The organism is Nodularia spumigena CCY9414, from assembly GCF_000340565.2.
In the GTDB taxonomy this organism is placed as follows: domain Bacteria; phylum Cyanobacteriota; class Cyanobacteriia; order Cyanobacteriales; family Nostocaceae; genus Nodularia; species Nodularia spumigena.
On the sequence record NZ_CP007203.1, the window covers coordinates 938,043 to 956,059 of the forward strand.

15 protein-coding genes, 1 tRNA gene, 2 pseudogenes and 1 other annotated feature are annotated in these 18,017 nt (G+C 42.9%); of the genes and pseudogenes, 7 read left to right on the forward strand and 11 right to left on the reverse strand.

The features are described 5' to 3' along the window. The first annotated feature begins 153 nt into the window (after nt 1-153). The 5 genes from NSP_RS04185 to NSP_RS04205 all read left to right on the forward strand — a co-directional run bounded on the left by NSP_RS04185 (nt 154) and on the right by NSP_RS04205 (nt 6,429). Entirely contained in the window at nt 154-477 is a 324-nt protein-coding gene (locus NSP_RS04185; RefSeq protein ID WP_017803818.1) for a hypothetical protein, read from the forward strand. Between the two features lie 66 nt (nt 478-543). After that, on the forward strand, nt 544-1,089 hold the full coding sequence (locus NSP_RS04190; RefSeq protein ID WP_006197119.1) for a GIY-YIG nuclease family protein: 546 nt from the start codon (nt 544-546) through the stop codon (nt 1,087-1,089). A gap of 109 nt (nt 1,090-1,198) precedes the next feature. Then, a complete protein-coding gene (locus NSP_RS04195) occupies nt 1,199-2,641 on the forward strand; it encodes a protein kinase domain-containing protein (RefSeq protein ID WP_006197120.1) in 1,443 nt (480 codons plus the stop codon). 80 nt (nt 2,642-2,721) lie between these two features. Beyond that, on the forward strand, nt 2,722-4,344 hold the full coding sequence (locus tag NSP_RS04200) for a serine/threonine-protein kinase (RefSeq protein ID WP_006197121.1): 1,623 nt from the start codon (nt 2,722-2,724) through the stop codon (nt 4,342-4,344). A gap of 294 nt (nt 4,345-4,638) precedes the next feature. After that, nucleotides 4,639-6,429: a serine/threonine-protein kinase gene (locus tag NSP_RS04205; RefSeq protein WP_006197122.1), complete on the forward strand. Its 1,791-nt coding sequence runs from the start codon at nt 4,639-4,641 to the stop codon at nt 6,427-6,429. Between the two features lie 69 nt (nt 6,430-6,498). Here the strand turns inward: NSP_RS04205 and rplL are convergent, their stop codons facing one another. The 8 genes from rplL to rplS all read right to left on the reverse strand — a co-directional run bounded on the left by rplL (nt 6,499) and on the right by rplS (nt 10,889). Then, nucleotides 6,499-6,888 (reverse strand): 50S ribosomal protein L7/L12, encoded by a 390-nt coding sequence (gene rplL, locus NSP_RS04210; RefSeq protein WP_006197123.1) that lies wholly within the window; start codon nt 6,886-6,888, stop codon nt 6,499-6,501. A gap of 98 nt (nt 6,889-6,986) precedes the next feature. Further along, nucleotides 6,987-7,565: a 50S ribosomal protein L10 gene (rplJ, locus tag NSP_RS04215; protein WP_006197124.1), complete on the reverse strand. Its 579-nt coding sequence runs from the start codon at nt 7,563-7,565 to the stop codon at nt 6,987-6,989. Nucleotides 7,566-7,747: 182 nt separating this feature from the next. Next, nucleotides 7,748-7,916: a sequence feature (ribosomal protein L10 leader region), on the reverse strand. Between the two features lie 80 nt (nt 7,917-7,996). Then, the gene (rplA, locus tag NSP_RS04220) at nt 7,997-8,713 is read right to left on the reverse strand and encodes a 50S ribosomal protein L1 (protein WP_006197125.1); all 717 of its coding nucleotides are present in this window, start codon (nt 8,711-8,713) and stop codon (nt 7,997-7,999) included. Between the two features lie 114 nt (nt 8,714-8,827). Beyond that, nucleotides 8,828-9,253 carry a 50S ribosomal protein L11 gene (gene rplK, locus NSP_RS04225; RefSeq protein WP_006197126.1) on the reverse strand — a complete coding sequence of 142 codons (426 nt, stop codon included), beginning with the start codon at nt 9,251-9,253 and terminating at the stop codon, nt 8,828-8,830. Between the two features lie 5 nt (nt 9,254-9,258). After that, complete coding sequence (gene nusG / locus NSP_RS04230) at nt 9,259-9,891, reverse strand: transcription termination/antitermination protein NusG (RefSeq protein WP_017803819.1); 633 nt, start codon at nt 9,889-9,891, stop codon at nt 9,259-9,261. Then, a complete protein-coding gene (gene secE, locus NSP_RS04235) occupies nt 9,891-10,112 on the reverse strand; it encodes a preprotein translocase subunit SecE (RefSeq protein ID WP_044482803.1) in 222 nt (73 codons plus the stop codon). Before secE ends, nusG begins: the two co-directional genes overlap by 1 nt. Before the next feature lie 193 nt (nt 10,113-10,305). Continuing rightward, nucleotides 10,306-10,378 (reverse strand) — tRNA-Trp (locus NSP_RS04240). Between the two features lie 148 nt (nt 10,379-10,526). Next, nucleotides 10,527-10,889: a 50S ribosomal protein L19 gene (gene rplS, locus NSP_RS04245; protein ID WP_017803821.1), complete on the reverse strand. Its 363-nt coding sequence runs from the start codon at nt 10,887-10,889 to the stop codon at nt 10,527-10,529. Between the two features lie 155 nt (nt 10,890-11,044). Between rplS and NSP_RS04250 the strand changes: the two are divergent. Beyond that, nucleotides 11,045-11,548, forward strand: a pseudogene (locus NSP_RS04250) (glycosyltransferase family 2 protein); the annotation flags it as partial. A 183-nt stretch (nt 11,549-11,731) separates the two neighbouring features. On the opposite strand, the gene NSP_RS04255 reads toward NSP_RS04250, so the two are convergent. Continuing rightward, nucleotides 11,732-14,953, reverse strand: coding sequence for an efflux RND transporter permease subunit (locus NSP_RS04255; RefSeq protein WP_006199085.1), 3,222 nt, complete (start codon nt 14,951-14,953; stop codon nt 11,732-11,734). Nucleotides 14,954-15,103: 150 nt separating this feature from the next. Then, nucleotides 15,104-16,576, reverse strand: a complete 1,473-nt coding sequence (locus NSP_RS04260; protein ID WP_006199087.1) for an efflux RND transporter periplasmic adaptor subunit — start codon at nt 16,574-16,576, stop codon at nt 15,104-15,106. 474 nt (nt 16,577-17,050) lie between these two features. Between NSP_RS04260 and NSP_RS04265 the strand changes: the two genes are divergently transcribed. Beyond that, nucleotides 17,051-17,593, forward strand: coding sequence for a phycobiliprotein lyase (locus NSP_RS04265; RefSeq protein WP_006199089.1), 543 nt, complete (start codon nt 17,051-17,053; stop codon nt 17,591-17,593). Nucleotides 17,594-17,696: 103 nt separating this feature from the next. Here the strand turns inward: NSP_RS04265 and NSP_RS27475 are convergent. Next, nucleotides 17,697-17,771: pseudogene (locus NSP_RS27475) on the reverse strand (PEP-CTERM sorting domain-containing protein); the annotation flags it as partial. Nucleotides 17,772-18,017: the final 246 nt, after the last annotated feature.

Here is an 18,017-nt window from a genome sequence, read left to right on the forward strand (position 1 = left end):
AATCTAATAGGCTGATCTATAGGTAAATTTTCTGCTCCCTCTCCTTACTAAGGAGAGGGTTGGGGTGAGGTTTTATAGAGCTTCATTAAAACAGTGAGATGCTTGCCTTATATTTTGATTCAGTCGTTAATCAATCAACTATCTGTACACAAAATGCCTTTTAAAATCATCCAGAATTTTGATAGCAGTTTCACTCTAGAAGCACAAGCACAAGAAACTCTGTTTAATTTGTTGAAAAATCAATCCTTTATACAACAGATTCGCCAACAGTCAAAATGTGAAAAGGTTGAATTTACTGAATTACTTTTTCAACCAGTTCCCTATAGCTTCTCTACCCCCAAAGGAATGCCAGCAGAATTGGAAAAATACAATGAGTCTGATGAGTATGTAATCATCAACGTACCCCCAAATTTTATGTTCAATGCCAAGATTTTTCAACCCAGTCGCCTTTGTGCAATTTATCAAAAAATTGCTTAATGGGAAAAGGCATTTTTTAAAATTATCAATTATCAACTAACCAACAGCAAGTTTTAGGTTTGATATATGAGTACTGAAATAAATATTCCTTCTTTGGCAAACCTGGAGTATATTCCTTACATTGACGACCAGGGTCGAGTAATTGAAGCATTTCAAGGAAAAATAGGAGTATACGCCATCTTTGACCAAGCCAAAGTGTTGCAATTTGTAGGATATTCCCGCGATGTTTACCTTAGTCTGAAGCAGCATTTAGTTCGTCAGCCTCAAGAATGTTATTGGGTAAAGGTTCAAACTATTGCACGCCCTAGCCGCACGGTTTTAGAAAATATTGAAAATGCTTGGATTGCTGAAAATGGTAGTGTTCCTTTAGGAAATGCAGATCACAAGGAAAGTTGGACACAACCTATAAATGTTCTCCCATTAATGACACCTGAAGAAGAGGAAAAATATCACCATCCAGCTAATGATGAATTGGCACAAATTAAAATCTTAAAAAATATTTCTCGGCGAGTGGAAGCAGAAATTTTAGGTGTCTTGAAAGACCGGGGGTTGCAAGAACAATTTCGTTTTAGTCCTAAGTTGAAGGAGGAAGGTTTATTAGATTTAAAGTAAATTGAGGGGGGAGTTTAAACGCATTCGCCGTTAGGCGTTCCCGGAGGGTAGGGGCGCGGAGTTTAAACGCAAATGTACGCAGAGGTTTGATGTGGGTGAAGGCTAATTTATGCAAATGCTGCTAAACAACCGCTATCAAGTGATTCGGACTTTGGGGTCTGGTGGATTTGGGGAAACTTTTATGGCGGAGGATACCCAAATTCCTTCTAGCCGTCGCTGTGTGATTAAACAACTCAGACCTATTCAGAATAATCCCCAAATTTATCAATTGGTACAGGAACGGTTTCAAAGGGAAGCCGCAATTTTAGAAGATTTGGGTGGATTTACTGACCAAATCCCTACGCTGTATGCCTATTTTCAGTTGGAGGGGCAATTCTATTTAGTTCAAGAGTGGATTTCGGGTGACACGTTAACAGCAAAACTGCAAAAGCAGGGGTTGTTTAGTGAAAGTGCGGTGCGGGAAATTCTGGTGGATTTGTTACCAGTGCTGGAGTATGTCCACTCAAAGCGCATTATTCACCGCGATATTAAGCCGGATAACACTATCATGCGTGAGCGTGATAGTAAATCAGTATTAATTGATTTCGGTGCGGTGCGGGAATCTATGGGAACGGTGGTTAATTCCCAAGGTAATCCTACCAGCTCGATTGTCATTGGTACGCCTGGATATATGCCCAGTGAGCAAGCAGTCGGGAGACCAGTTTATTCGAGTGATTTATATAGTTTAGGTCTGACAGCAATTTATTTACTGACTGGGAAACAGCCACAGGAATTAGAGTCAGATTCTCATACAGGTGAAATTGTCTGGCGACAGTATGCAAGCCAGATTAATCCTATATTAGCAGGGGTATTAGACCAGGCGATCGCCTATCATCCACGCGATCGCTTTCCGACGGCTAAAGAAATGCTGTCAGCTTTGCAATTTGCTTCATCCAGTGTACCTCCCACAATACCTTATCAACAACCATTAGTAGCAACAGCGCCAGCCACAGCACCACCTCCCGTCCCATCTCAATACACAGTTGCGGTTAGTCCAGGATCTACCGGACTACCTCCTGAACCAGTCAGTAAACCAAAGGGAATTTTTCTCGGCAGTTTAATTGTAGGTGGTTTGATTGGTGCTTCTATTCTGATTGGTTTTGCCATGAATAGACCACCCCAACTAGTTCAACCAGTTACCCAGTCAACGGGAACATTGAAACCACCAGAGATTAACCAGGATCAAGTCCTCAATATTACGCAACCGGTAAATTCTTCATCTGCGACCACAGTTCCTTATTTATGGCTGTCGGAAAGAGCCGTAATAGATGCTGATTTGGACGGCAAAGACGGTTTAGAGCTAGATATTATGCGAAATTCGATTTATGCTCGTCACGGTCGTCGCTTTAATACTCCTGGCTTACAAAAATATTTTAATGCTCAAAGTTGGTATAATCCTGTATACTCACCAAAAGCATTTCCTATTAAATTGCTGTCACAATTAGAGCAGCGTAATGCTAGATATATTAGTAAATATCAAGACCGTTATCAAAGAAGATATTTTCCGAAATAATTAGGAAGATTTTAAACGCAAAGGGGCGCGGAGTTAAGCGCAAAGGTACGCAGAGGTTTGATGTGGGTGAAGGGTGATTTATGCAAATGCTTCTGAATAACCGCTATCAAGTGATTCGGACTTTAGGATCTGGTGGCTTTGGCGAAACTTTTCTGGCGGAAGATACTCAAATGCCTTCTAGTCGTCGCTGTGTGATTAAACAACTCAGACCTATTCAGAATAATCCCCAAATTTATCAATTGGTACAGGAACGGTTTCAAAGGGAAGCCGCAATTTTAGAAGATTTGGGTGGATTTACTGACCAAATCCCTACGCTGTATGCCTATTTTCAGTTGGAGGGGCAATTCTATTTAGTTCAAGAGTGGATTTCGGGTGACACGTTAACAGCAAAACTGCAAAAGCAGGGGTTGTTTAGTGAAAGTGCGGTGCGGGAAATTCTGGTGGATTTGTTACCAGTGCTGGAGTATGTCCACTCAAAGCGCATTATTCACCGCGATATTAAGCCGGATAACATTATCATGCGTGAGCGTGATAGTAAATCAGTATTAATTGATTTCGGTGCGGTGCGGGAATCTATGGGAACGGTGGTTAATTCCCAAGGTAATCCTACTAGCTCGATTGTGATTGGTACGCCTGGATATATGCCCAGTGAACAAGCAGCCGGTAGACCAGTGTATTCTAGTGATTTATATAGTTTGGGATTGACAGCAATTTATTTACTCACGGGGAAACAACCACAGGAGTTAGAGTCAGATTCTCAAACAGGTGAAATTGTTTGGCGACAGTATGCTAGGCAGATTAATCCTATATTAGCAGGGGTATTAGACCAGGCGATCGCCTATCATCCACGCGATCGCTTTCCGACGGCTAAAGAAATGCTGTCAGCTTTGCAATTTGCTTCATCCAGTGTACCTCCCACAATACCTTATCAACAACCATTAGTAGCAACAGCGCCAGCCACAGCACCACCTCCCGTCCCATCTCAATACACAGTTGCGGTTAGTCCAGGATCTACCGGACTACCTCCTGAACCAGTCAGTAAACCAAAGGGAATTTTTCTCGGCAGTTTAATTGTAGGTGGTTTGATTGGTGCTTCTATTCTGATTGGTTTTGCCATGAATAGACCACCCCAATCAGTTCAACCAGTTACCCAACCAAGCAACTCATTTAAAGAACCTGCAACGAACCAGAGTGAAGTGCCGAATGTTACGCCACCTGTAAATTCTCCAATTGCCAGAATTACAGAACCTTCTCCAAATCCCATTGAACCAGAGGAAGTTACACAACCTGTAAATCCCTCTCCTCCCAAAACAGTTCCTCCTCAACCCCCGGTTTATCAACCTCCTGCGGTAATACAGCCAGAAACCCTCAGACCATCACCAGCAGAATCTGTGGAGAATTATTATATCAATATTAACCAGGGTCATTATGAAACTGCGTGGAATCAACTAGCTCCCAGCCTACAAAGTAATCAACGTCTCCACCCAGATGGTTATCTTTCCTACATCGACTGGTGGGGAGGAAAAGTTGAAAGCGTCAATGTTGAACAAGTTAGTTTGTTAGAAGCCAGTGAAGAAACAGCCACTGTCAATGCTAAGTTTCAATACTTGATGAAAAATGGTAGACGAGTTCCTGGTTCTGTCAACTTTTTCCTTTTATGGGATGCTGAAAATAGCAGATGGGTTGTTAGTCAGGTTAAATAATTCCGATTAATATCGCGTTTCCTAGTACAACACGGCGTAAATAAAGCAACCATTTAAAATCCTTGAAAAGCCTGTTTAATGAGCTTTTTGACTTTTGACTTTTGACTTTTGACTTCCGCCGTGCGGTACTAGTCTGCTAAGTACTATATTCGCTGTGTTTATCTCTGGTGAAATAATGTTGCGTAAGTCCTGTAAATATCTCAGATTAAGTTGAAGCTAGGGGATATAACCTGTCTGAAACTCGTCTTAAATATCTGATATACATTTGCCAAGGGTGCGAGTTAGTAAATATTCATGACAAAAACGCTGCTGAACAATCGCTATCAAGTAATTCAAGTACTCGGTGCTGGTGGATTTGGGGAAACCTTTCTGGCAGAAGACACTCATATGCCTTCGCGCCGTCGCTGTGTAATCAAGCAACTCAAACCCATAGCCAATGACCCAAAAACCTACCAAATGATTCAACAGCGCTTTGAAAGGGAAGCTGCAACTTTGGAATATCTGGGTGACAGTTGTAACCAAATTCCCAAGTTATATGCCTACTTTTCGGAGAATGGACTGTTTTACCTGGTTCAAGAATGGATTCAAGGGCCAACTTTGACAAATATTGTCGAAGCCAAAGGGCCAGAGAGCGAAACTGCTGTTCGGGAAATTCTGTTGAGTTTGTTATCAGTTTTAGATTATGTCCACAGTAAAGGCATAATTCACCGGGATATCAAGCCAGATAATATTATTCTGCGCTCTGCTGATAACAAGCCGTTTTTGATTGATTTTGGGGCAGTTAAGGAAACTATCCGTTCAGTTGTGAGTTCTTCTCATCATCCTACGCGATCGCTTGTCATTGGTACACCGGGGTATATGCCCACAGAACAAGCCATAGGACGACCTGTTTACGCCACTGACATCTACAGTTTAGGCTTGACGGCGATTTATTTACTGACGGGTAAACACCCACCAGAACTACAGACACATCTGCAAACAGGAGCAATTCTTTGGGAAGAATCAGCCCCGGATGTGTCGCGACATCTGGCAAAAGTAATTAATCAGGCAATTCAGCCCCATGTGAGCGATCGCTATAGTACTGCCAGTAAAATGCTATATGCTTTAAAATCCCCCACTGATATTTCCCCACAGCCTTCCACCACTAAAGCCACAGTCAGCCTTAGTCCTGCCCATGCAGCATCGACTCAGCAAACCCAAGCAATATCTTCTTCCCCAACTATTCCTAGCCGGAAATCGCCAAAGTCCGCTTTGATTATCGGCAGTTTAGTTTTAGGTGGTTTAATTGGTGGGGTAGCAATTTCTAGCGTGACTCGTCAACCACAGTCTCAAGAATCTATCACCACATCATCTACACCCACACCATTTTCTGACTCAGATAACATCTCACCTACTCCTTCACCAACAGCCTCGCCTTCAGAACCTACGGATACACCAGTTGCAGTACAACCTCGTCTAGATACAGTAGTACCTGTAGAACAACAGCCACAAGTAACTCCCACATTTGCACCAGAACCGGATATTTCCACCGCAGAAGCACCGCAGCCAGAAACCGCAGAAGCACCGCCACCAGAAACCCCAGAACCACCACCCCAGCCAGAAACCCCAGAACCACCGCCACCAGAAACCCCAGAACCACCACCCCAGCAAAATCCCGAAGCTGCTCCTAGTAACACCAAAAGTTCCAGTGTGCCGGCATTTCCTACAGGAACTTCTCAAGATGCTGTCAAAGCAGCATTAGGTAAGCCCAGTAAAAATACTAAAGGGTTATGGAATACTCGTGCTTATCTTTATAAATTGGAAGACAATGTTGATCTTGGTTACTTATTTGACCAAAAAACGGGAATATTGCGCCAAACCGAGATAGCTTTTGCCCCATCTGTTCCACCTGAAGTAATGCAAAGAACATTAGAGGGAATGCTGGGTGGTAATGCTAATAGTGAGATTAACCAAGGACTTCAAAGAGTACGCGATCGCCAAACTAGGCGATACTCTTTTAATGTAGGCGGATTAAAAGGTGTAATTGAACGCAATCAGCAGGATCGGATTTATATTGGCGTTTGGGATGCTGATTTGCATGATTAAAAAAAAAGCCTGCTTGTGCAGGCTTTTTCTGAGAATCCCTCAACTACAAGTCTTTGGGCGTAATCTTGACTACTTGACAGTTACCTTACCGCCAGCTTCTTCGATCCGCTTCTTAGCGTCTTCAGCCGCGTCCTTAGCAATACCTTCCTTGACTGCTTTAGGCGCAGCTTCCACCAAGTCTTTGGCTTCTTTGAGACCTAAACCAGTCAATTCGCGGACAATCTTCAGAACAGCAATCTTCTTGTCAGCTGGAACTGAATCTAGTATCACATCAAACTCAGTTTTTTCTTCTACTGGTTCAGCCGCAGCAGCAGCGCCAGGAGCCATCATCATCATCCCACCAGCAGGTGCAGCAGCACTCACGCCGAAAGCTTCTTCAATTTGCTTAACTAACTCAGATGCTTCTAGCAAAGAGAGGGTTTTCAATTGTTCGAGAATTTGATCAGTTGTAGCAGACATTGATATAACTCCTGTAATGTAAATTGTGTTGTTGCCTACCAAAAGCTGCAATTAAGGATAAACTCCAGCAGGCAAACTTTGTTGTAATTTGGCGAATTTTATTCAGCCGCACTTTCGGTACTCGGTTCCGCACTTTCGGTACTCTCACCTTGTTCTTTCTCTTTATCAGCCACAGCTTGTAAAGCACGAGCCAAAGAACTGGGAACTTCGTTGATACCAACAGCCACTTTGGTAGCCAAGGCGTTGATAGCTCCGGCAATTTGCGCCATGAGTTGTTCCTTGGATGGCAAGTCTCCTAGAGCCTTGACATCAGTCTCCTTGAGCAGGCGACCTTCCATAACGCCACCACGAAGTTCTGTCTTCTTGGTAACTTTCTGAAACTCTTGATAAGCCTTAATTGCTGAAGAAAAATCTTCTTTAACCAGCAAAAAAGCCGAAGAACCTTGGAGCAACTCCGAAAGTGGTTGCCAATTCTCGTCACCGTCAATGGCAATGCCCATTAAGGTGTTTTTCGTTACCTTACAAACAGCACCACTCGGACGCAGCTTCTGGCGTAAGTCAGTGATTTGAGCAACTGTTAAACCCTGATAATCAATTACCAGTGCCAAAGTTGACTCACTCAGACTGTTTTTGAGATCAGCTACTATCTCTTTTTTGTTTTCTAGCGTTCTACCCATGCTTAGTTTTACCTCCAAGGGCAAAATCATTATTTTTCATCAAGTAAAACTTTCAGAACATCTACTTATGAGACTAAATTCGGTTTTACTTCGGTGCTTTAACTAAATCTGTCGCTGGGTTTTTGTTTATCGGTGTTAATTCGAGAGCCGATAGATGACCTCAACGGGTTTTACTATCAGCCTGTAAAAACAATTAACCCCAGCTATCCGAGCCGGGGTTTCATAGGAAAACTCATAATACGTTAGTACTCACACCTCAATGGGTGGCACTTCAGGCAATTAGAGCTTTAACCTCGGCAGGATATTTGAGCTTTTGGCTCCTGCTGTCTCCGGCTTGGCTTATTTAGTTTTGGGGCATGAGTTCAGTAGGTACTCAGAAAAAAAATTGATTACTCAAAGAATCTTTTCTAGTCTCTATTCCCTCATTTTCGTTAAGCTAATTCGCTTAGTTTTAAATCCCGGAGAGCGTTGATATCGACTTTAATTGATGGCCCCATAGTTGAGGTGACATAAATTGTCCGCCAATAACGGCCTTTGGCTCCTGAAGGACGATTTCGATCAATCGTCTCTTGCAATGCCTTCAAGTTTACCAACAAATCTTCAGGCGAGAAGGATGCCTTACCAAACATAACATGGACAATACCAGTCCGATCAGCCCGGAATTCTAATTTACCAGCTTTGAATTCAGCGATCGCACTTGCTACGTCAAATGTCACTGTTCCACCCTTGGGTGATGGCATCAAACCACGCGGACCGAGTAACTTACCCAGTTTCGCCACCTGTGGCATCACATCCGGTGTAGCAATTAGCTTATCGAAATCCATCATACCTTGTTGAATTTCGTTAATTAGCTCATCGGAACCAACAACATCAGCACCAGCATTACTAGCTTCGGTAACTTTTTCACCTCTAGCAATTACTGCCACCCGCACAGTTTGTCCTGTACCTTTGGGCAGTGTTACCGTTGTCCGCAACTGTTGGTCTGTGTATTTCGGGTCAATCCCTAGTCTAATATGTGCTTCTGCGGCTTCGGGAAACTTGGCTGTTGCCGTTTCTTTGAGCAGATTTAAAGCTTCTAGGGGTGTATAGTCCCTATCTTCTACTTTTTCTAGCAGCGCCTGAAAGCGGCGCGATATTTTTTTGCCCATTTTTTTCTCCTGGGGTAATTACGAGACGTGACCTCTCCCCCGATAAATTTTTTCCTTTTGTCCTTTGCCTTTTGTCTTTTGATCTACCAATGACCAATGACCAATGACTAATGACTAATCAGAGATGGTTACGCCCATATTATTGGCCGTACCTTCCACAATTCTCATCGCCGCTTCGATGTCATTGGCGTTGAGATCAGGCATTTTGGTTTGAGCAATTTCTTGCAATTGAGCCTTTGTAATTGACCCAACTTTCTTTTTGTTGGGTTCATTAGAGCCGCGTTCAATTTTCGCTGCCTTGCGAATCAGTACTGATGCTGGTGGTGTCTTGAGTACAAATGTAAAACTCCGGTCTTCAAACACCGAAATTTCTACAGGGATTACCATTCCAGCTTGGTCTGCTGTTTTGGCATTGTACTCTTTACAGAACATCATAATGTTCACACCGTGTTGACCCAATGCGGGACCCACTGGTGGTGCTGGGTTGGCTTTTCCAGCATTCAGGGCCAGTTTAATGACCGCTACTACTTTCTTCGCCATTTGTGTTAGCTCTGTTTTTCTACCTGATTAAATTCTAATTCTACTGGTGTATCTCGCCCAAAAATCGAAAGCAAGGCTTTTAATTTGCTTCGCTCTGGACTGACTTCAATCACCTCGCCTTCAAAGTCTTTAAAAGGACCTGAAAGCACGACTATCTTATCACCAGCTGCCATGTCAATTTTGACAATCGGCTCCTGTTCGCTAGTCTGTTTGAAGATCCGTTCTACTTCTGATGCACCTAAAGGCACTGGTTTAACGTGACCTCGGCTTTTGCTCCCGCCACGTTTTTGTTCTGCTCCCACGAAATTAATTACATGGGAGGTGTTTCGCACCACTTGCCAAGTATCATCTTCCATCACCATTCGCACTAGCACATAACCGGGGAAAACCTTTTCCTCGGTGTGCTGACGACTGCCATCTTTGCGGATTTTTACCGCAGGCGTGTGAGGAATTTCAACTTGGACAATTTTGTCAGATACATCAAATGTTTGGATACGTTGCTCCAAATTTGTCTTAACACGTTTTTCACAACCTGAGGCTACTTGGACTGCATACCAGCGTGCTTCATTGAACGCTCTTTCTGCGGTTTCCTCAGAATGGAATGCTGAGTTATATGGTTCGTCTGTTGCAGAAGTCATCAGAATACCTGTTGTGCTACCCAACCGAACAATCCATCGACCAAATATATCAAAGATGCAGAGAGTGTCACCATTAATAGCACACCGGCTGATTCGCTCACTAGCTGCTTTCGACTTGGCCAAACCACTTTTTCCAGTTCTTCTTTCGTACCTTGAAAGAAGTTGGCTAAACTGAATCCATTGGTGTTTTCTGGCATTTCTGCTTCATTTTTTTTGGCCATTGTCGTTTCCCCCCGTTTCTTAAATAAAGCTATACCCTGCTCATGTTCATCCAGGTTGACAGATGTGACTCCATCATACTTACTGGAAGCAAAAAAGCTGTAAATCAAAAATAATTACACCCGAAATAACTAGCCTTATCTGCTATCTTAGCAGGCGTGCTGTTGTTCCGGGCTGTGTTTTTTTGCTTTCAAGCGCGCCCTGGAGGACTTGAACCCCCGACATCAGGTTTTGGAGACCTGCGTTCTACCAACTGAACTAAGAGCGCACAAAGTGCGTTGGATTCAGTTATTGCGCTGAACCTTTTTTAGTATAACGCATTTTCACTCTTATGCTACTTTATTTTTGTCGGGGGGGCAAATCAGCGGCAAATGCCGCTTACTATTACAAATTTCTGCCATACTTTGAGCCGAAATTTACAAGGCACGGTCAAAGCGTTGCTTGATCCGGGTAGCTTTACCTACGCGTCCGCGTAAGTAATAGAGTTTAGCACGGCGGACTTTACCTCGACGGATGATTTTAATGTTGTCGATGCGGGGAGAATGTAACAAAAATACCCGCTCAACACCAATACCTTGAAACACCCGGCGGACTGTAATGGTTTCATTAATGCCACCATTACGTTTGGCAATTACTACGCCTTCGTAGGGTTGTACGCGAAACTTTTGTCCTTCCTTAATCTTGACACCGACTTTTACGGTATCGCCTACATAGATAATAGGCAAATCCGATTTTAGTTGTTCCGCTTCAATGGAGCGGATAATCTCTTGAGCGCTCATAGTCTTTCTGCTCTAAAAACTCACAATCACTTATGATAAATCGATAATCCTATTTCAGTCTACTTATTTAGATCAAAATCTCGAGAATTTGATCAATTAAAACGGACTGAGCATAGAAGCTATATTGTAGAAGTCTGTGCTACGGGCATTAAATTATGAAATTTAGCGTTGTCATCACTACTTATAATCGCTTAAATTTGCTCAAACGATCCCTTAACTCTGCTCTTAATCAGACCATACCTTGTGAAGTGGTTGTTGCTGATGACTGTTCATCTGATGAAACTGAACAATACATCAAAAGCTTGGGTAACTCTGTTGTTTATCATCGCCACCCAGTTAATAAAGGTCACGCTGCAACGGTAAATGCTGGAGTGCAACAAGCTAGCGGTGACTGGATTAAGTTTTTGGATGATGATGACTACTTAGCTCCTAACTGTATAGCAGAAATGACCAGAGCGATCGCTTTGTGTCCAGGTGCTGTAATATCTTCCCGTGTGGCTGCTCAGGTGGATAGTTATGAAACTGAACTCAGTCGTACCCCCCAAATTGGCCCTGGTTTAGCTTTTTATATTCCACAAGCTGATCTGCACTATGGTATGCTCCTAGAACTTGTACCCTTTGGTACACCTGTTCAAGTGGCTTGCAGTCGTGATGCTTTCACTTTTGACTTTTGACTTTTGACTTTTGCTATACCTCATGTGATGAGGAACGGCTATATAGCCTTTACTAGTCTGCTGAGATACAGATTTATCTGTGTTTATCTGTGTCCATCTGTGGTCGAATAATTCTTGTAGTACCTATTGAGGTAGGAATCGCTATATCAGTGCCTAAACTCACCTTTGTTAGTAGAACTTTTTCTTCCAGCCACCCAAATGAATTAAAATTGGCTTCGCCCAACGCCAATGTAATAAATCGTGCAGCATAGTATAGAAACAAGGGATAATAAACAGCGTTAGCAATGTGGCTAGTGACAAACCGGAAAATACTACCACACCCAATGGTTGAAGGAATTCTGAACCTTCACCAATTCCCAAAGCCAAAGGAAACATCCCTAAAACTGTAGTAATGGTAGTCATTAATACTGGACGTAAGCGTTGAGGAGCCGCTTGCAAAATTGCGGTTTTTCGGTCAACTTTGTCTCGTTTGCGAATTTGATTCGCGAGTTCCACCATGATGATGGCATTGTTAACCACAATACCCACCAATAACACAGCCCCCACAATCACTGTCGCCCCAATGGCAGTATTGGTAATGTAAAGCCCAAAAATTCCCCCAGCTAAAGCCAAAGGAATTGTCAACATAATTACCAAGGGGTCAATGAGTGAATTGTACTGCACTGCCATGACGACAAAGACTAAAAAGCTAGCTAATCCACCTAATAGTTGCAGTGAGTTTTGGAGTTCCTGATTGGATGCAGCTGCCGAACTGGGCAAAACACTTACACCTTCGGGTAATTTTATACTACTGAGAATTGTATCTACTTCAGTAAAAGCATCACTAAGATTAGCTCCCTGGGTCAAATTACCTGCAAATATGACTACTTGACGCTGATTAATCCTTTGAATTTCCCCAGGCGCTTGTCCTTGAGTAATTGTAGCTACATCGCTCAGGCGGACTTGGCGATTATTGTTAACGAACAAAGGTAATCTTTGCAATTGAGAAACCTCTTGAATTGATGCTTCATTCAACTGCACTCTGACATCGACTAAACGGTTACTGCGTTGTAGTCGGGTGGGTACACTACCTTGTATAGCTGTCTGAATTGTGTCGCCAATATCACTAGTAGTTAAGCCAAAATTTGCTACTCTGTCCCAGTCAGGACGAATTTGCAGTTCTGGTTGACGGTCATCAGCATCAGGACGAAATCTGACTAATTTGGATCGTTCTTCCAAGGCTGTTAGCACGTCTCGACCAGCTTGTTCTAAGTTGTCTGTATCGTTACCCTGAAGAATGATATCAACATCAGCGCCACGTGCGGGAGAGTTGCTGAGAATTAAACCCCGCACTTGACCAGGAGAAAGGCGCAGGCGAATTCCGACTAAATTTAGCTTGTTGAACTCTTGGGTAACTCGTTCGATATAAGCTTCAGTATTAGTCCCCGGTTTGAGGGTAATAGTGCTAGTACCTCTGAGAGGATTAGCACTGACATTTGTTGCAAACAGCGCACCGCCAGCTGTAGAGAAGACATATTCAGTTTCTGGTTGCTTCAGGAGGATGTCATCCACCATCGCCATAACTTTGCGGTTGGTTTCTAGGGGCGTACCAGGTGGAAACTGAGCATTTAACCTGGCTTGTCCTGTACTAATTCGCGGTAAGATTTCTTGGGGAATTTGCGGAGCCATCCACAAACTACCACCACCAAATAGGATAATAGCGATCGCCACTGTTAAAAATCGCCAGCGCAATATATCAGCCAAAAAACGGCTATATCTGTTTGTCGCTGCATCAAAGCGGCGGTTAAATTCTTGTAGCAGCCAAAACTTACTCAACCCACTAGAAAATTTCCACGCCAAGGTGCGGGAGGTAAGCATAGGTACAATGGTGACAGCAATTACAATAGAAGCCGCTACAGAAAAAGTAATGGTAAGAATTAACTCATTGAATAGCAGTGAAATAAAGCCGCCAATGAGCAAAAATGGCATCACCGCCACTAAATTCGTACTGGTAGAAGCAATTAAAGCTGACTCTATTTCCTGACTACTTCGTTCAGCCTGTTCAATCAATTGCTGGGAATTCAGGCGAGTTTTGCTATCTTTCCCAGGAGTCATACCTGCACCCTCGGCGATATTCTCCAACATGACAATGGAGTTATCCACCACAATACCCACCCCTAAAGCTAAACCACCCAAGCTGAATACATTCAGGGATAAGCCAAAGATTCCCATCAAGATGATGGCGGCTAAACTGGCTAAAGGGATAGCAATGACAATAATAAAAGTTTGTCGCAGGGAACCAAGAAATAGTAAAACCGCAAAAGCAGCTAATCCCGTACCAATTAACCCGGAAGTAACAACATTAGAAATGGAATTGCGGATAAACTGCGACTCATCCAAGGTAGATGTCAGTATTGTCCCTTCCGGAATTACACCAGAGGCTTGCAGTTCTGCTAATCGTTTTTTTACACCATCGACAACGTTGACTGTGTTAGCATCTGGCTGTTTTTGAATGCTGACTTTAACAGCAGGTTCCCCGTTAAGTAAAACATAGATGCGCTGCTGTTCTGAGCCATCAATGACTTCGGCAAAATCTCGTAAATAAACGCGGCGATTCAAAACGGTGGTATCTGAGTCAGAATTGACCTCAAAAGACAAATTTTTAATTTCATCTGCACTTTGAAAACGCCCCACAGTCCGAATCAATGGCTCAGAATTTGACCCTAAAAGCCGACCACCAGAAACATCTTGATTGCGGTTTCTCAGTTCATCCAACACATCGGTTAAACCCACACCCAAGGCTTGCAAACGCGCCAAATCTAGATTAACTCTAACTTCTTCTTTCACTCCTCCCGATACGTCTACCCCTGCGACTCCGGGGACAACACCTAGTTCCCGCGCTAGTTCTTCTTCGGCAAAAACCCGCAAATCCAGGCTTTGTAAGGAGGGAGAAGTTAAGGCAAATTCGTAAACTGGTAACTGGGAAGGGTCGAATTTGAATAAGCGCGCTGTTTCAATAGTGTCTGGTAAATTACTTCTAGCTCGATTAAAGGAGGCTGTAGCATCGTTTAAGGCTTGGTCAATATTGCCCCCTGGTTGAAAATACAGATCCAAACTGATTCGTCCTTCACGAGTTTGAGAAAAAATCTGTAGTACCCCTTCGGTGGCGGAAAAGGCTGATTCTAAAGGTCTGGTGACTTCATCAATTGCTACTTCTGGAGAAAGTCCTGGTGCATCTATCCGCACTCCAATTCGGGGATAGGTAATTGATGGTAGTAAATCTACAGGTATTTTGATCATAAAAAAGACACCCATTACCAATACTGCTAGAGCCAGCATGAGTGTGCCGATGTGTCGGCGAATGGAAATAGTGCTGATACTAAATCCGCCGCCCTTCTGTGTTTCCTGCATCTATTGCTAATCTCCAATAACAGGGCTAAATAAACACCACAAAAAGTCATATTTAATTTTTGGCGTTGCTGATGTCAAAACCCCTGTATATACTTTGGGTGGAACGTCTCTACATTTAAATTCATACTTGGTTTGAGCAACGCCAAATTTTTATTCTCCGCTTTCTGACAGAATTGAAATAACTACAGAATCACCGTCTTTTAAGGGTTTACCACTACGAGCAACATAGGGTTCACCAGCTTCCAAACCAGATAAGATTTCTACGTTGCCATCAGCTTTGTTACCTAAAGTTACAGCACGGGCTGTTACCTTGGTTTGACCTTCTCTGTTTGTAATTACGAAGACTTTACCACTGCGTAGGCTTAACCCGCCGTAGGTATCTTCCGACTCGCTCTTAGTGGCTGTGGAGTTAGAAGCATTATTATTTTTGGCTTCTTTTTGAATAGCTGTTTGGGACACCACTACTCGCTCTGATGTCTGGGAGGGAAACTTGACTCTTGCTAAGAGTCCGCTACCAATTTTGTTGTCGCTATTGGGAATTATTACTTCTACTGGGATTAAACGGGCTGTAGGATCAGCGACTGGAGAGATGCGTGTGACTCTGCCAATTATTGACTCATTGGGGAAAGCATCTAAGCTGACTTGCACAGATTGTCCCAATTGAATTTGGGATAGTTCTAATTCGGAAACTTGCACCACGACTTTTATCCGGCTAAAGTCGGCAATTTGCAAAACTTCGTTACCTGCTTGCAGCAAATTACCTGGTTCTGTGACTCTTTGAGTAATTACACCGGTGATGGGGGAGATTAAGCGCGCATAGGATCTGCGCTCTTTAAATTGAGCAACTACGGCTTGTTGAGCGATGACTCTACCTTGGGCGGCGGCGACGGCTTGCTGTTCTGTACGCACCCGATCTTCAGATGCGCGGAGTGATTGGGCTGATGTTTGGGCGGCGGTGCGGGCTTGTTCTGCGGTTTGTTTGGCGATCGCACCTGCTTGAACGAGTTGCTGTAGGCGTTTGGAGTCGGCTTTGGCTTGCACTAATTCTAAGCGCGCTCTTTCTACTTCTGCACGGGCGTTACTTACCTGAGTTTTTGCTCTGGCTACTTCTGAACCCAGGGCTGCTAGTTCGGCTTCTGCTTGTTTTAATGATGTTAACAAGATGGCATCATCTAATAGTCCGACGTTCTGCCCCTGGTTAACTTTATCACCTACGTCTAAGTTCAAAGCCAATAACCTTGCTTCGACTTGCGATCGCAGTGAAACAGTCCGAAATGGCGTGGTATTCCCTGTATAACTGGGTTGTACTCGCAAAGATCCAGTGCGGGCGATCGCCACATCTACAGGTGTGGCATTTTTACCACGCCCACCCTCACCACGTTGCTGAGATTGCGCCTTAGCAGATTCCTTCGGCATCGATCCACAGCTGACCGTCAAGAAGCCCATACTGAGCAAAGAAGTAATGAATAAGACAGATATAGACAAAGGGCGATTAGCTGCGGCTGTTATTTGTTGCGTTTGTGAAATTGAATGCAATTGGGGATTAATTACCTGGTTTAATAGGGAGCCATTATCGTTTGGCAATTTTGCCTGTTTGTTAGGCATTTTTTCATCCAAAATCATGTATTTTTCTCCTAAAAGGGAGGTTTTACTGCAACTTCCGGTGTATTTCCAAGTAATTTAATATCGATATTACTAACTTGTAAGACGCGTGAATATATAGAGATACTCTGACATATCTTTGCGCTTTTTTTTAACTATTTAAGCCAATAAAATATTTACCATTATGCTGCCTACGCAAAAATAAATCTTTTTTAGCACTTACAAAAAATACATTTTTTGTATAAAAATTTACATAATTTTCGGTTTTGGCTCGAAGGTTAATCCATCTAAAATAGCCATTTACAGGAATTTTTTCGACTTCTGAGTGTAATTTGAAGATTATTGAATTATGAAATTTTATTTTACATAAATATACATAATGTTGCAAATCAACTAGTATTTTTCGATATGTATTAAAATTTTTAACTAAAGATTGCCTTTTCTATCGATGTATTATATGAGTAATGCCAATTTTTGCTCAGGCGAGGAAGAAGAGTGATATCACCGCTAAAACTTGCACAAACCGTTGACGAAACCCAGATTGCAGAATTTTTCCAAGAATCAGTAGGTCATTGGCGGTCTGAAAGACGCTATTATACTTTGCCAGAGGGTGAAACCAAGGAAATGGAAAGTTTGATCACCATCCGGTTTTTAGAACCAGGATGTGATGAATTGCAAAATCTAGGGCTGCTGCACAATTTACCCAACTCCGTGAGTTTAATCTGTGGTGCGGAAGTCACCTGGGACAGTACAAATGTGTTAAAGGACAGAAAAGAGTCTCAAGGTTCCACATTATTTGGAGTTTTGGGAAATATTTTATATCGCGATCGCGGTTTTGCGACATCCAAACCAGTAACCGCCAAATATTATTTCCCCAACACTAAAACATTATGTTTGCGAACTGAGTACAACGGCTCAGTATTTGAAGAGGAATTAAAACTTATTGGTAGCAAATACCGCACCAGACAGACTATCATTTCTCGTGCTAGTGAGCAATTGATGATTGGTCAATATTTAGAAAAGAGAATTGAAAGTTAGTTTATCCAGTGGGTGAGGAAACTATTACACTGCAAAAAGAGGAGAGCTAGCTATTAGCCATAGTCTCTCCCCCTTGGGACTGCAATTATTGCAGGAATTAGTTCTAGCGCTTCCGCTTGAATTGTAAAAGACCCATTGAACCAATTGCTACTAAGCCAAAAATAGCTCCAGGTTCAGGAACAGACGCTACATTGTAGAGTGTCGTAGTTCCGCTGCTATATAAAACCTAGACAAAACTAGACTTTACTTTCTACTTCAACGGGAGCATGGGAGCAGTTATCCCTCAGTAGACTTTCACGCCTTAGCCAGACGCGATTGTGTTCCAATTAAGTTTCTGAAAAAGACTACCACCATCATTGCTTGGTTTTCGCGTCGGCAATAGTCTCAATTCAATACTTGATATCACCGTATTATATATCAAGTA